Raw genomic sequence first — 14,093 nt, 5'->3', positions numbered from 1 at the left:
AAAAGCCAAGCATTGCTTGGCTTTTTAATTTTTATTCAACACGTTGCCAATATTGATTACGGTAGAAAAAAGCAATATAGCCGCGCACTTCAAGTACCTTACCCTGTTCTTTTGGAGTCAATTTTAGGGTATAAGTTTTACCATTGTTTGGGTCCAGAATTTCACCATCTTGCCAGCTACCATCCCCAGCATCTTTAGCACCTTCAATAATTTGTAACCCAAGAATAGGCTGATTTTTCTTATCACCTTTACACTTTTCGCATATTGCATCTTGCTTGGCTGGGTTAAGTATTTTTTCTACACTGCCAATCAGCACGCCATCTTGCTCACTAATACGCACTAAAGATTTCGCTTCATTGGTTTCTTCGTCAATGGTTTTCCAAAGACCCACGGGTGTCAAAGCAGCAAAGCACAGCTTAGAAAATAATAAGGCAAATAAAACAATTGATAAACGGATCATAAAAAACTCGTATAAAACTTAAGACTTTGGCACTATATCAGGACTTAGTAAAACACACCATTTTGCTATTTTCAGAAATAGACAACACATTGCGAGGGAACACAATGAGTCAATTTACATTACTTACCGGTGATATTGTCAGTTATGACAGTAATCAGGTTACCAAAATTAACGCAGCAGGAGATATAATAATAAATCGCTTTGCTGAGCCATTGTTTATCCCTGATAGCGCTAAAGCCGCTCTTGAACTGGGTCGGCTTGACGATAACTTATTCAATTTAAATAAGTTAATGCGCTCAGGCTATGCCGATCCCTGCCCAACTACCCGCGTTCTTATCGAAACCACAAAACCTTTACCAGAAATTAAAGGCCTGTTGATCAAACGCCGCTTTAATATTATTGATTTTTGCAGCGCTGAAATAGAAAAATCACACAGTAAGTCGGTGTTAGATGCCTTATTAAAGCTTGAGTATGTTCAGCAAATTCAACTTGATGAGGTTATGCAATTACAGCCACCTTCCATGCAAAAACCACAGATATAATTACATTTTTAGGTAATAAGCTTTACATAGCTCTTTGTAATCTTGGCTGTAGCTACCATCAGCTGCGTGTATCGTTAACGACGTTGTTTCACATTCACACTTGCTTTGGCTGAATAACAAAAGGCTACGACTTGGTTGTTTTTTCTCGGTAGTGCGTACCAAGCAATGACGTGTTAAGTACCAGTCTGCTTGCTCTGCCACAGTAATAAATTGTTGCGCTTCGACGCAAGGCAAAATTACATTCAATACAGTTTTTCCGTGGCTAAGCCGAGTACAAGCCGCAATTAAATCACTAAAGCTAAGACCATCTGTGTGGCGAGCAGTATTGCGAGCATCGTTATCACCTTTTAAGCTCGCATTAAAATACGGCGGATTGGTAATGATTGCATCAAAAGGCTTTACTGCACTGAACGACTGCACCGCACCTTGAAAAAGACTAATATCAGGCCAAGGGCTATTGGCGAAATTTTCTCGAGCATCACTGCAAGCACCAGAATCAATTTCGATGGCACTGATATTTGCTTCAGGTGATCTTTGCTTTGCCATCAAAGCCAGTAGTCCTGTGCCAGTGCCTATATCTAAGATGCGTTCAGCCCTTTTCAGATTAGCCCACGCACCTAATAAAATACCGTCGGTTGAGACTTTCATCGCAGTGCGTGTTTGCGTTACTGTAAATTGTTTAAACACAAAGCCTGACATTTTTTCACCTTTTCATTCACCACAGCCGCGTTAACGCGTATAATTAGGCTTAATTGTCCTCTATTTATGTCACTCTATGCAATTTTCTGAATTTGATATTGATAACAAGCTGTTAAATGCCATTAATAAAATGGGTTTTGATACGCCAACCAGTATTCAACAACAAGCGATCCCTGAAGCACTTCAAGGTCGTGATATTTTGGCATCTGCCCCTACTGGTACGGGTAAAACAGCCGCGTTTTTGATCCCTGCAATTCAATACTTGCTCGATTTCCCGCGTCGTGAACCTGGTTTTGCACGTGTCTTGATCATGACACCAACCCGTGAGCTTGCGTATCAAATTCATGAGCAATGTGAATTACTTGCAGCACAAACTCATCTTAAAATTGGCGTTGTGACTGGAGGTATAAACTACGGGACCCACAAAGAAATTTTCGAAAGCAATAACGACATTCTAATTGCGACGCCAGGACGCTTAATGGAGTATCTCGAGACAGAGAACTTTCATGCCGAAAACGTTGAAGTGCTGATCCTTGATGAAGCAGACCGCATGTTAGACATGGGCTTTCGTAAAGAAATGCTTCGCATTTGTGATGAGGCGCGAAACCGCCGCCAATGTTTCTTATTTTCAGCCACCCTTGAAGGTGACAGCGTTGAGTTATTTGCAGAGCGTATCTTAAATGATCCTGCACTACTTGAAGCTGAATCATCACGAAAAGAGAAAGGCAAAATTCACCAGTGGGTTCACCTTGCAGATGACTACAACCACAAGCTGAAAATGCTAGTTGAAACGTTAAATGGTGATGACATTCAGAAAGCTATTGTGTTTGTTAAAACTCGTGAGCGCCTAGAAACACTGATTGGTGAATTAAACAACGAAGGCATTCGTGTTGCTTGGTTACGCGGTGAAATGCCGCAAGACAAACGAATGAAGACAATGGAGAACTTCCACTCTGGGCGAAATAATATATTAGTTGCAACGGATGTTGCCGCACGTGGTATTGATGTTGCTGATATCAGTCACGTTATCAACTTTGATATGCCACGCACCGCAGATGTATATGTTCACCGTATTGGTCGTACCGCTCGCGCTGGCAAAAAAGGCATCGCGATTTCATTTGTTGAAGCCCATGACGTAGCAATTGTTGGTAAAGTTGAACGTTATATCGAACAAAAACTCAAACGCCGAGTTATCAAAGGGCTCGAGCCACAGCATAAAGAAGCTAAGCTCCCATCCAAAAAGAAGAAAGATCCAGAAAAAATGAAGGCAAAGAAAAAAGCCAAGTCTAAAACTAAGAAGAAAAAATAGTTTTACTGACACTGTTATAAAAATGCCGAGTTTGTCTCGGCATTTTTATGCCCTACCTTTTTTACTTATTAAGTGTGTAATTAGTTCACACTTTCTTACCCTCACATACTCAACACAAAAATAAAAACATAAAAATCAATAAGTTAAATTTTGGAATAATAATTGTAACAGGTTCAGCAATAGTTCACAGCAGACTAGATTAACGAGGGAATTGTATGAGCCGCTTCAAATTAACCATAGCACTTACTTTATTAAGTTGTTTGTTTTTACTTGCTTGCGCAACTACTGTAAGCGCCAATACCAGCGTACTAACAACCAGCACATCGGCACAACCACGTCTACAGCAAATGGCATTGCAAAAATTAACGAGCAATCCAAATTTTCAAATTGAAAACCTACAAGTAATTGTTGATGGTGATACTGTTGAACTAAAAGGCATTACAGAAACAGGGTTTCAGCGAGCTTTGGCACAAAAGTTTTTAGAGCACAGCCAAGGTGTGATGCAGATAAAAAACAACCTTAAAGTGAGCAAGCTTAATCACTCATCACTTTAAGGCTAAGTTTACAAGTGGTGTGAGATTATTCGCCGCTTGCTTGTAAGTTAATAAATTTAGCAAGCTCTTCTGGTTGACCCATCAGCATTTGAATTTGCTGATTAATCTCCATCATGGTTTTACCTTCAGGTAATTTAGCAGACACAGAGAAAGACGATAAACCACTCACAAAATTGCTAATCGCTGTTGCAAGTTCTTCACTCACAGGCACTTGTTGTAACTGCATGGTAACGACTTGCTTAAATTGCTCATGAGTCATTCCTTGTGCAGTTAAAAAGCTTTCAAATACCGCTTTAAGCTCACCTTCGTCAGCAATCGACATATTTATGCTACGCGGTTCTAACTGAGTTAATGCTGCCATCATTTTCGATTGCTGTTGTAACTGCTGCTCTAATGTTAATTGACCGTCAGCTGCTTCATTTTGCATCTGGCTAACAGCCAAAGATGCTTCCATCAGTGCTGTGGTTTTAGCCAAGCCTAGATTAAAATTAACATCAGCCACCTCATTCGCAGTGACTTTAAGTGCAAAATCACTATCGCCTGAATCTTTATTGTAATCAAGAGATGAGTCAACGTTATAACTTGTTGATGCTAGCTTGTTATTTGAATTTTCAGGAAGCTGTGCCAAAAACTCATCGCTAAAACGAAAGTTTTTCATCACAAAACCTGTGTGCGGCGGTACAGCATCAACTTCGTAACCCGACACATCAATACTATCAATTGTCGCAACTTGCTCATTACTCAGGCTGTTCGAAACAGTGATTTCTGTTAACTGCATACTACTATCAAAAATACTGGCTGAGATATCGCTGTATTTAATATCTACACCGCTTTGTGTTGATAATGCACTGATTTGCTTATCAACCACCTTTTTCACTTCCTGTGTAGCTGCGTAATTTGCGTAAGCTACGCCACCGACAGCCGCAGCAACAACCGCTGCAATAATTAACTTCTTCATTATATTTCCTTTAATTGGTGTAAATTTTTTATCAGTGTATCAAATTGTATTTAGTTTATTAACGACAGTAATTCATGCACTGTTTTCACTGGCGTGATCTTAGCTCCAAGTCCTTCCATTGATTTATGGTAATTGCGATGCGGAATAAAAATTTCAGTAAAGCCGTGTTGGGCAGCTTCTTTAACTCTGGGTACTCCGCTGTCTATTGGTCTAACATCGCCATTAAGACTTAGCTCGCCCATAATACAAGTTGTGCGAGGCACAACAAACTCGTTCAAACTGCTTAATAACGCTGTTACTAATGCTAAATCGATACAGGTTTCTGATTCATCGATTTTTAAACCACCAACAATGTTAAAAAAGGTGTCATGAAAGATTTTTGTTTTTGTATGTTTGCGTAAAATTCCCGTAAGCATCTTGATACGGTTCATGTTTAAACCAACACACACCCGCTGCGGAAACTCAGCTTCTGTTTCTGTAGTTAAGCACTGGATTTCGAGAAGTAAATTACGGTTACCTTTACGAATACAAGTAATAGCAGATCCCGGAGACTCGGTACTAGAACCAGATAAAAAGATTTCACTCGGGTTATCAACACTCAGCATTCCGCGCTCACACATTCTGAAAATACCCACAGTGTCGATATCACCAAAACGGTTTTTATTAGCTCGTAGCGTTCTTATTTGCCCATCGTTAGTATCGATATGTAATAAAGCATCGACGATATGTACTAACGTTTGCGGCCCGGCAATTTCATTATTTTTGTTTACATGGGCAATGATGAACATAGTTACATCATTTTGCTTACAGTATTGCGTTAATGCTTGGGCTGCACTTTTTACCTGTGAAGGTGAACCTGGACTACCATTTGCCGTTTCTGTTACTACAGCCTGAATTGAGTCTATCACCGCAAACTTAATTTTATTTTTATCAAGCTCTTCAATAATAGCTTCAACGCTGGTTTCAGAAAGCAAATACAACTCTTCTTCGTTGTAATCTAAACGTAGGCGATTCACACGGTTTTTAAACTGCGATAAAGACTCTTCGGCTGTACAGTACAAAGACGGCATGAGCTTTGACATACGTGCAACCAAGTCTGACAACAAGGTGGTTTTACCTGCACCTGGGTCACCAGAAATAATATTGACTGAACCTGTGGTTACGCCACCACTTAATACTCTATCTAGCTCACCAATATCAGTGAGACGTTTTTCAGCCTCTGTTGTGGCTACTTCATTTATTTTCTTTGAACCACCGCTTACGACACCGGCATAACCTGCCACAGCGGCGCGGCTTGCTGCTTGTTTTGATTGCCCTGCTGAGGGTTTAAACTCTGCGAGCGTATTCCACGCTCCACACTTACACTGTCCTTGCCAGCGCTGATAGTTCATGCCGCACTCAGTGCAGACAAATTCGATTTTTGCTGATTTTGCCATTCGGCCTTACCTATTTTGGTAGCTGATTTGTGACTATTTCTGTATTTTCAAGCATATAATAGCTAAAGTAAAACATACGACTTAGGCGATTTAATTAGAGCCAATTTATAGTCACAAATGATAACATGCTGTAACCTGCCCCTAAAAAGTACTTAATTTAGCTAAGCACTTAATTAAGAAATAGTTAAGGGCACAGTTTTTGCTTACAAATAAAACTTTACAGTGCTTGCCATTTAATTGGCGAATACATATAACAATAACTAATAAAATAAAGAAGTAGTCACACTGTTTTGGCTTTAAATAGCCCGCTAGTATACCTACTTTTTTAGATAGACGGTGATGGTTTTATAAATGGCTGAAGACATTCTGCTTAAATATGAAAGCCTAGTTGATGAACTAAAGGCACATTTAGGCACTCCCCAGTTCGATAAACTGTTTAAATCAAAGACAGCTAGCTTAACAAAGCCAGAGCAGTTTCTGATCAAAATGGAAATGTCGCGCTTATCTCAGCCTGTAGCTCGCTTTATTGATTTACGTGGTCAAGTAACCGGCCAAGTGAAACCTTACGAATATGACGGCAAGCAACACTTTATGGATGATACCGCCATTGAAGTGTTTGAAGATGCCATAAAACGCCACGGTGGTTACACGCTTGCCGTTTACGAAGCGGTGATGAACACTGAAAATAATCACCGAGTAATGCAAAAAAAGGCTGCAGAACAAGCTTTAACCGACGATAGTGCAGCTGCAGTGCAGCCAGCCAAGGTCATTAAATTTGCATCTTACGAGAGTCGCCGCGAAGAGCGGATGAACTATTCAATTAAAATCACCGTTGAGCTTGATAAAGACCGCAAAGTTGCTGCATCAACCTCAGATATTTCTTTAAGCGGTGCCAAAATTAAGCTGGGGCCTCGTTACTCAGTTAAAAAAGGTCAATTAATTGGTTTACGCCTGGTTGGCCTAGAGCAAGACTTCGAACTGGGCTTAAAAAACGGTATTCAATACGAAGTGGTTGCCGTAGAAAAGGTCTCTCGTGAATACAATCATGTACGCTTAAAACGCACCTTTATTGAGAATAATGAAAAATTTGATGAGTTTTTAGAAAGCTTTATCCACGGCAACAAACGCCGCTATAAAGTTAATTTAGACAATACGCTAGATGCTGTTGTCTCAAAAGGCTACGAGCAATACTATATTCCACGCGTTACCTCGTTTTATGCTTTTTTAAGCTTACAAGGCGACAAACTTTACCCTAGCCTTGCATTAACCACTGAGAATAATATTTTTATTCAGCGCTATTTTTGTGATGAACGTAAGTTGTCATGTTTATACAGTATTATTAATCAGCAGCGTTTGGGCCACTTACTTAGCTCACCTGATGCAGTAAAAGAAGAATACCTTTATACTTTCACGCATACGGCTGCGGGCAAAATTTATTATTATTCCGCTACAAAAACTGAGCTTGAAAGCCAACCACACCTAAGAGATTTATTCCTCGGGTTTGGCAGCCAAAAAGACAGCTGGCAGTGCTTTAAGCTACAGTTGATGCCAAGCCATCCGGAAGACTCTTACATTCCATTGTCACTGCCAAGCAGTGCTGGCAAAAATATCGAAAAACTAAATAAACCACCTACACCACGAGTGCAGGGGTTGATCAAAGATGTTAAATATCTACTAATTTTAACTTCGGTTGGTACAAAGTTTGAACAACGAACATATCAACAACTTGATTACAGTAAAGATGCAGTAAACCAGCTCAAGCTTTTCGGTCACAGTAAGCACAAAACGCCCCCTCATTTAGAGCCTGTGGCGCTCGAATATGTAAACCTTAGAGCTCATAAACGCTACTTATACAAAACAGCTGTCAGCATTGAACACCATGAGCAAACTATTACAGGGCATACCCGAGACTTATCAGTGATGGGATTGCAAATTGAATGCGACCAACCAGTTGAGTTCAAAAAAGGCGATATCATTAAGTTAAACTTGCCTGATTTGCAAAAAATTACCAAAAAGCATGATTTGACGAATCTTGCCTATGAAGTGATGGCAGTGAGTAAATCACTGACAACAGTAAACTTAAAAGTCCATCGGATTGGTGACCTACCACATATGGCAATTAAGTTTTTCACTGTTTTAATCGATAACAACAAAGACAAATTACGTGTCTGCGAAGAAACGCCTAAGATTCCGGGGTTATCGACCGCACTCAGAAACATGGTGACCAAAAGTGTATGCCAATTTCCGTTTTATTTACATAAAGAAGCAGCTCACTTTAAAGCTGGCGCAATTGGTCAAGGTTTATATCCAAGCCCACTACATGTGTTACTGCAAAACTTTGCGTTATTAAATGAGACGACCAGCATCGATGGTTTCTTATCGACGGATCAAATTACAGAGGTGATCACCCCGTTAATAAAAGATCGTAGTCGCCAAGATCCGCCATTACCATTTACTTTATTTTTACGCTTTGATCCGCGCCAAGCCGAAATTAGCGATGCAATTACTAGTCGCTGTATCAGTGAAGATGACTACAAACCACAAACTTTATTTGTGAAAAAAGCGCTGAAAAACGATTTAGTATTTGTGTTTCGTTTATATGTTTCACGTACTGGTCGACCTGATATTGATTACTTAGCGAATGAGCTTAAATATATTAGTCAGTACGCATTGCACAAAGCAAAAGATTTAGAAGAAGCGCTGTGGGCAGTAGCCGGTGTAGGTGATTTAATTGATATAACCGAAGAAGCGCTTACCCATTTTGATATTGACCAAAAGCTGATCACGGAAATGAGTAAACGCAAAGCGACTTGGTTAAAGCGAGTAATCTAACGGTAGAGAGAGTAAGTAAGCAACTTGCAGTAATGAACCTTCATTAATTGCAGTTTGTGCTTGCTCAACTACTTTAGGTTTACCATGCACAGCAACGCCAAGCCCTGCCGCAGCCATCATTTTCAAATCGTTAGCACCATCACCCATGGCAACTGTTTGACGATTATTTAAAGTCAGCTTTTGTTCGATTCGTTTAAGTACACGAGCCTTTTCTTCAGCATCAACAATAGTGCCAATGACTTTACCCGTTAAGCGATTATCTTTGAATTCAAGAGTATTGGCATGCACCTCATCTAAACCAAGCAGTGACTGCACTTGCTCTGCAAAAGGCACAAAGCCACCCGATGCGATTGCTAAATGCCAGTTATGCGCTTTTAGGTATTGGCATAATTCACTCACGCCCGGCATAAGCGGTAAACGCGCTTTTAAGCCGTCAATTAAATCTACATCGATGCCCTCAAGCTTCGCGACACGCTGCTTTAAGCTTTGTGCAAAGTCGAGCTGCCCGGCCATAGCTTGCGCGGTGACAGCGGCAACTTCATCATAAACATCAGCAAGACGCGCGATTTCGTCGATACACTCAATAGTAATAGCTGTTGAGTCCATATCCATCAACAATAAGCCTGGCTCATCCACTGTCGGTGGATTCGTTAATTGCACCAGTTGAATACCTAACTGTTTGGCAAACTCAACTAATACGAGTGGGCTCAGTAAAATTGTAGCATCGCTATGAAAGCTCCATGCCACAGGTATATCTGTAATTGGTTGATAACAACAAAGCGATAAATTACTTAACCCATGTGACGCTAAAAAATCACTAATAGTAAGCAGTTTCTCTGCATTAAGCTCATTACCAAAGGCAACACTAAACACGCCTTGGTTTGCTTTTGGCGTAAAGTCTGTTGTAATAAGGTGTTTGTTTTCAATTTTATACCAACAATTTAGACTGATTTGTTCTGCTAAATTTGCTGAAGGTGTAGCAGCTAAGCTAAGCTGTGACATAGTGGCTCCACATTAGACTTATGTCTGTCCTTGGTCGTGCATTTGGCACTCGCACACAAGGGGCTGTTAAAGTTATCATGTTGTACCATCAAAATTAAAAGCTGTCAGTAACGTATACGGTGACTATGAAAAATAACCAACTTAAAATTCCCTTTTCAGCCACTTATCGCCAGCGCTTTGTGCGCTTGAGTTTGGCTACAGCCTGCTTTGTGCTGTTAAGTTGGGTTGCCATGAATAGTAGCTTCCAAAGTCACCAATTACTTTACGATAGTGCTGATAGCACAGCAATAAGCTTAACCAAGTTTATGGCACTAAATGCAAAGACCCCACTGCAAGAGAAAAACAAACCAGAGTTAAATGAACTATGTAATCATATTGCTGAAGATGAGTATGTGTTAGCGGCAACGATTTACGATCAGCAGGGTATTCAAATTGCGGCCAGCGATAATTGGCAAAGCCACCACACTTTTGGTTTATTACCCGATTCAACGCCGGGTATCAGCAAGCTTAAAACCCCATTTGTTGAGCCGGTGATAAGTGATGATGAAAGACCTATTGGTTTTGTATCAATTACCTATTTAACACAGGCTTCCATTGCGACCAGCCACAGTAGTTTTCATGATTTAGGTCGCCAAGTGTTATTAATGTTAGTGATCACCTGTATTTTTACTTGGCAGCTAGGTCGCGGGTTAAAACTCTGGCAAATCAACCGTTACATCAAAAAAAGCGCAGAGCAAGAATCGTAAAGTTCAGCAGCGAGTTGCTGCTGTGCATCACCTGTCACGCCTTTGAGCTCACATAAATGAGCGAATACGTTGCGCACTTTAAGTGGCGTATTAACCTGCCCCTGAAAGCCTGCCAGCGGCATTGACGGCGAGTCGGTTTCTAACACTAAATGCTGTGGCTCAATTGAGCTTATAACTTTACGAGTTTTAGCAGCTCGCGGGTAACTGATAACGCCCCCCACTCCGAGCTTAAAATTTTGTTTTATATAACTTTGAGCTTGTTGTTCAGAGCCTGAAAAGGCATGGATAACACCACCATACTTTGGTTTACAGCGTTTAAATGAGCGAGTAATCAAATCATGGCTTTGTCTGTGATGAACAATCAGTGGTAAAGCGAGTTGGTTGGCAAGCTCTATCTGCCCTTCAAAAAGCCATGTTTGTTTATCGAGGTTGTCGATACTACGATCAAGCCCGCACTCGCCGATGGCAATAAATTTTCCTAAATGGGCTTTTGCTAACTGCTCTAACTCAGCAAGGTGATGATCTTGGTGATCAGATAAAAAATAAGGGTGTAGACCTAAAGCAACTGAGATACTAGGCTCTGATTTAGCAAAAGAAAAAAGTGCTGTAGATTGTGCCAAGCTCACACCCGGCACAATAAAATGTTCGATCCCTACTTGCTTACACTCTTTGATGAGCTCTGAACGAGTCTCATCAAACTCACTAAAATCAAGATGGCAGTGAGAATCGATGAAGTGCATTTACGGATTTAAACGACCAAACAGCCAACTGCCATCGGCATGGCGTTGATACATAAACCGGTCATGTAAGCGGTGTGCACCACCTTGCCAAAACTCAATTTTAGTAGGCTCAACGCAATAGCCCCCCCAAAAATCAGGCAATGGAATTTCACCATCAGAAAACTTTTGCTTCATTTTCGCAAATGTTTCCATTAATACCTTACGTGATGACACTGGACGGCTTTGCTGAGATGCCCAAGCTGCTAATTGGCTTTCTTTTGGACGCGATAAAAAGTACTTAGCCACAGCGGTTGTTGGTAATGGTTTTGCCTCACCATACACAATGACTTGTCGCTCCATATGATGCCAAGGAAAGTGCAAGGAAATTTTGTTATTACCTTTAAGTTCTTGCGCCTTGCGCGAGCCAGTATTAGTAAAAAACACAAAGCCATTTTCATCAAGATGCTTTAACAGCACGATACGCTGTGAAGGCTGGCCATGTTCATCAACCGTAGCAACCACCATCGCCGTAGGATCAGGTAAGTTAGTTGCAACAGCTTGTTCTAGCCATTTTTCAAACTGCTTAATTGGAGACGCATCAAGCATGTCTTCAGATAAACCATCCTGTAAATATTCACGGCGAATATCTTCAAGTTTCATAAAATTCCCTCTACGCTATCGGCTAAAGATTAATCAAGGTTATTGAGCTATCAATTTTGTTGGGTTTCGCTGCGCTCTACCCAACCTACGAAGCTAGGTTCTAGGTTCTAGGTTCTAGGTTCTAGGTTCTACAAGCTACTCCCCTAGCGCCTAGAGTCTAGGGCCTGCTATTTATGTTGGGTTTCGCTACGCTCTACCCAACCTACGAAGCTATGAGCTCTTGAACGTTCTGCAAGTGTAGGAGTGCTTTCAAAGCGAACTACACGAGGCAGAGTTCACCTAAGTAGTTTAGCCTAAGACAAGGCGGAAAACCGACTTATCCCTATGAGCATACGTGTTTTGTATGTGATTAGGGTCAGTCGGTTTGACAACGCAGTATTAGGTTAAAATACGACGGTGATTACATTTGCTCCATTACTTCGATACCTAAAAGATCCAACCCTGATTTCAGGGTCTTCGCAACCAAATTACATAACACTAAACGGCTGTCACGTACATTTGGCTCTACGCCTTCTTTTAGGACTGGGCACGCCTCATAGAACGTCATGTATAGGCTTGCTAGTTCATATAGGTATCCACATAATACGTGCGGTGTTGCTTCGCTGATCATTAGATCAAGTACTTCTTCTAATTGTAGAAGTTTAAGTGCGAGTGCTTTTTCTTGTGGCTCGTTGATTGCAACGTCTGCTGTTAATGACGCAGCATCAATACCTGATTTACGGAAGATACTGCGAACGCGGGTGTATGCGTATTGAAGATAAGGCGCTGTAGCACCTTCAAAGCTCAGCATACTATCCCAGTTGAAGATATAGTCGCTAGTGCGGTGTTTAGAAAGATCCGCATATTTCACTGCGCCAATACCGACTTTACGGGCTATTTCGCTACGCTCTTCGTCGCTTAAGTCTGACTCACGCTCAGCAAGTTTAGCTGCAGCACGAGTGATTGACTCTTCTAGCAAGTCTGCAAGTTTAACTGTACCGCCAGTACGAGTTTTGAATGGCTTACCGTCGGCCCCCATCATGGTACCAAATGGGCAGAATTCATAACTTGTTTCATCACGTAATAAACCAGCTTTACGTGCTGTTAGCTCAACTTGATTGAAGTGCAAGCTTTGACGCGCATCAACGAAGATTAGGATACGATCCGCACCCAGTTTGTTTGAACGGTAATCACAGGCTGCTAGGTCAGTTGTGGCATATAAGAAACCACCACCTGATTTCTGTACGATAAATACTGAAGGCTCACCGTCTTTATTAGCAAGCTCATCTAAGAACACCACTTGTGCACCATTAGATTCAACCGCAATTTCTTTGCCTTTTAATAGCGCAATAATGTTTGCAAGTTCACTGTTATAAGCACTTTCAGCCATGATGTCATCGGATGTAAGCGTTACGTTTAGACGCTTATAAACTTCTTCAGAATGCTTCACAGAAGTCGCAATGAATAGCTTCCATAGTTTTTCACAGTGTGCGTCGCCACCTTGTAATTTAACAACGTAATCACGCGCTTTATCAGCAAAACCTTCTTCATCATCAAAGCGTTTTTTCGCATCACGATAGAAGGTCTCTAAATCAGCTAGTGCAACTTTGTCTAGATCAACACCTTGGTTGATTTGATCTTCTAAGTGCGCGATTAGCATACCAAACTGAGTACCCCAGTCACCCATGTGGTTTTGACGGATAACTTCATCGCCACGGAACTCAAGGGCACGAACAACCGCATCACCAATGATAGTCGAACGTAAATGACCTACATGCATTTCTTTAGCAAGGTTAGGTGATGAGTAATCAACAACCACTTTTTGCGCCGTTGCATGCGGTGCAACAGCCAGCTTTTCATCTTCATTTGCCGCTTTTAAGCTAGCTGATAAAAACGCAGGCTTTAAGTGAATATTGATAAAACCAGGGCCTGCAATTTCAGTTTTTTCTGCGATATCAGCAAGATCTAGGTTATCGATAATTTTTTGTGCTAGCTCACGCGGGTTCGATTTTAGTTTTTTTGCAGCCCCCATCGCGCCATTGATTTGGTAATCACCAAATTGCGGGCGTGTGCTTTGCGTTACCGCTGGGTTTGTGTCTTCTGGTAACCCTGCTGCAACCATCGCAGCAATTGCTTTTTCGATTAAAAGAGTACGAATATTCATTGTAATTTTTACCTTTATGGCCCGTAGTACGGG

13 protein-coding genes are annotated in these 14,093 nt (G+C 41.1%); 5 read left to right on the top strand and 8 right to left on the bottom strand.

Annotation, left to right across the window (positions count from 1 at the left end):
* Positions 1-31 precede the first annotated feature (31 nt).
* Positions 32-460, bottom strand: a complete 429-nt coding sequence (locus EVU92_RS08090) for a DUF2147 domain-containing protein (RefSeq protein ID WP_130050788.1) — start codon at positions 458-460, stop codon at positions 32-34.
* A 104-nt stretch (positions 461-564) separates the two neighbouring features.
* Here EVU92_RS08090 and EVU92_RS08085 point away from each other — a divergent pair, with 104 nt between their 5' ends.
* Positions 565-1,002 carry a hypothetical protein gene (locus EVU92_RS08085; RefSeq protein WP_130050787.1) on the top strand — a complete coding sequence of 146 codons (438 nt, stop codon included), beginning with the start codon at positions 565-567 and terminating at the stop codon, positions 1,000-1,002.
* Here EVU92_RS08085 and EVU92_RS08080 read toward each other — a convergent pair whose 3' ends face one another.
* Complete coding sequence (locus EVU92_RS08080) at positions 1,003-1,701, bottom strand: methyltransferase (RefSeq protein WP_130050786.1); 699 nt, start codon at positions 1,699-1,701, stop codon at positions 1,003-1,005.
* A 76-nt stretch (positions 1,702-1,777) separates the two neighbouring features.
* Here EVU92_RS08080 and srmB point away from each other — a divergent pair, with 76 nt between their 5' ends.
* A complete protein-coding gene (gene srmB / locus EVU92_RS08075) occupies positions 1,778-3,010 on the top strand; it encodes an ATP-dependent RNA helicase SrmB (RefSeq protein ID WP_130050785.1) in 1,233 nt (410 codons plus the stop codon).
* A 215-nt stretch (positions 3,011-3,225) separates the two neighbouring features.
* Positions 3,226-3,564 (top strand): BON domain-containing protein, encoded by a 339-nt coding sequence (locus EVU92_RS08070; protein ID WP_130050784.1) that lies wholly within the window; start codon positions 3,226-3,228, stop codon positions 3,562-3,564.
* Positions 3,565-3,589: 25 nt separating this feature from the next.
* Here EVU92_RS08070 and EVU92_RS08065 read toward each other — a convergent pair whose 3' ends face one another.
* Positions 3,590-4,522 carry a hypothetical protein gene (locus EVU92_RS08065; protein WP_130050783.1) on the bottom strand — a complete coding sequence of 311 codons (933 nt, stop codon included), beginning with the start codon at positions 4,520-4,522 and terminating at the stop codon, positions 3,590-3,592.
* Positions 4,523-4,572: 50 nt separating this feature from the next.
* On the bottom strand, positions 4,573-5,958 hold the full coding sequence (gene radA / locus EVU92_RS08060) for a DNA repair protein RadA (RefSeq protein WP_130050782.1): 1,386 nt from the start codon (positions 5,956-5,958) through the stop codon (positions 4,573-4,575).
* A 351-nt stretch (positions 5,959-6,309) separates the two neighbouring features.
* Between radA and EVU92_RS08055 the strand changes: the two genes are divergently transcribed.
* Positions 6,310-8,790, top strand: a complete 2,481-nt coding sequence (locus EVU92_RS08055; protein ID WP_130050781.1) for a PilZ domain-containing protein — start codon at positions 6,310-6,312, stop codon at positions 8,788-8,790.
* Here the strand turns inward: EVU92_RS08055 and serB are convergent.
* Positions 8,773-9,792 (bottom strand): phosphoserine phosphatase SerB, encoded by a 1,020-nt coding sequence (serB, locus tag EVU92_RS08050; protein ID WP_130050780.1) that lies wholly within the window; start codon positions 9,790-9,792, stop codon positions 8,773-8,775. The genes EVU92_RS08055 and serB overlap by 18 nt on opposite strands.
* Positions 9,793-9,917: 125 nt before the next feature.
* Here serB and EVU92_RS08045 point away from each other — a divergent pair, with 125 nt between their 5' ends.
* Entirely contained in the window at positions 9,918-10,538 is a 621-nt protein-coding gene (locus EVU92_RS08045) for an AhpA/YtjB family protein (protein ID WP_130050779.1), read from the top strand.
* Here EVU92_RS08045 and EVU92_RS08040 read toward each other — a convergent pair.
* The 3 genes from EVU92_RS08040 to argS form a co-directional block, all read right to left on the bottom strand.
* Positions 10,505-11,278 (bottom strand): TatD family hydrolase, encoded by a 774-nt coding sequence (locus tag EVU92_RS08040; RefSeq protein WP_130050778.1) that lies wholly within the window; start codon positions 11,276-11,278, stop codon positions 10,505-10,507. The two genes, EVU92_RS08045 and EVU92_RS08040, sit on opposite strands and share 34 nt — an antisense overlap.
* Positions 11,279-11,917, bottom strand: a complete 639-nt coding sequence (gene pdxH / locus EVU92_RS08035; protein WP_130050777.1) for a pyridoxamine 5'-phosphate oxidase — start codon at positions 11,915-11,917, stop codon at positions 11,279-11,281.
* Between the two features lie 400 nt (positions 11,918-12,317).
* Positions 12,318-14,060 (bottom strand): arginine--tRNA ligase, encoded by a 1,743-nt coding sequence (argS, locus tag EVU92_RS08030; protein ID WP_130050776.1) that lies wholly within the window; start codon positions 14,058-14,060, stop codon positions 12,318-12,320.
* Positions 14,061-14,093 lie beyond the last annotated feature (33 nt).

The organism is Pseudoalteromonas sp. MEBiC 03485 (genome assembly GCF_004195145.1).
GTDB lineage: Bacteria > Pseudomonadota > Gammaproteobacteria > Enterobacterales > Alteromonadaceae > Pseudoalteromonas > Pseudoalteromonas apostichopi.
The sequence above is the reverse complement of the archived record's forward strand: the minus strand, read 5'-3'. Positions and strand labels throughout refer to the sequence as shown.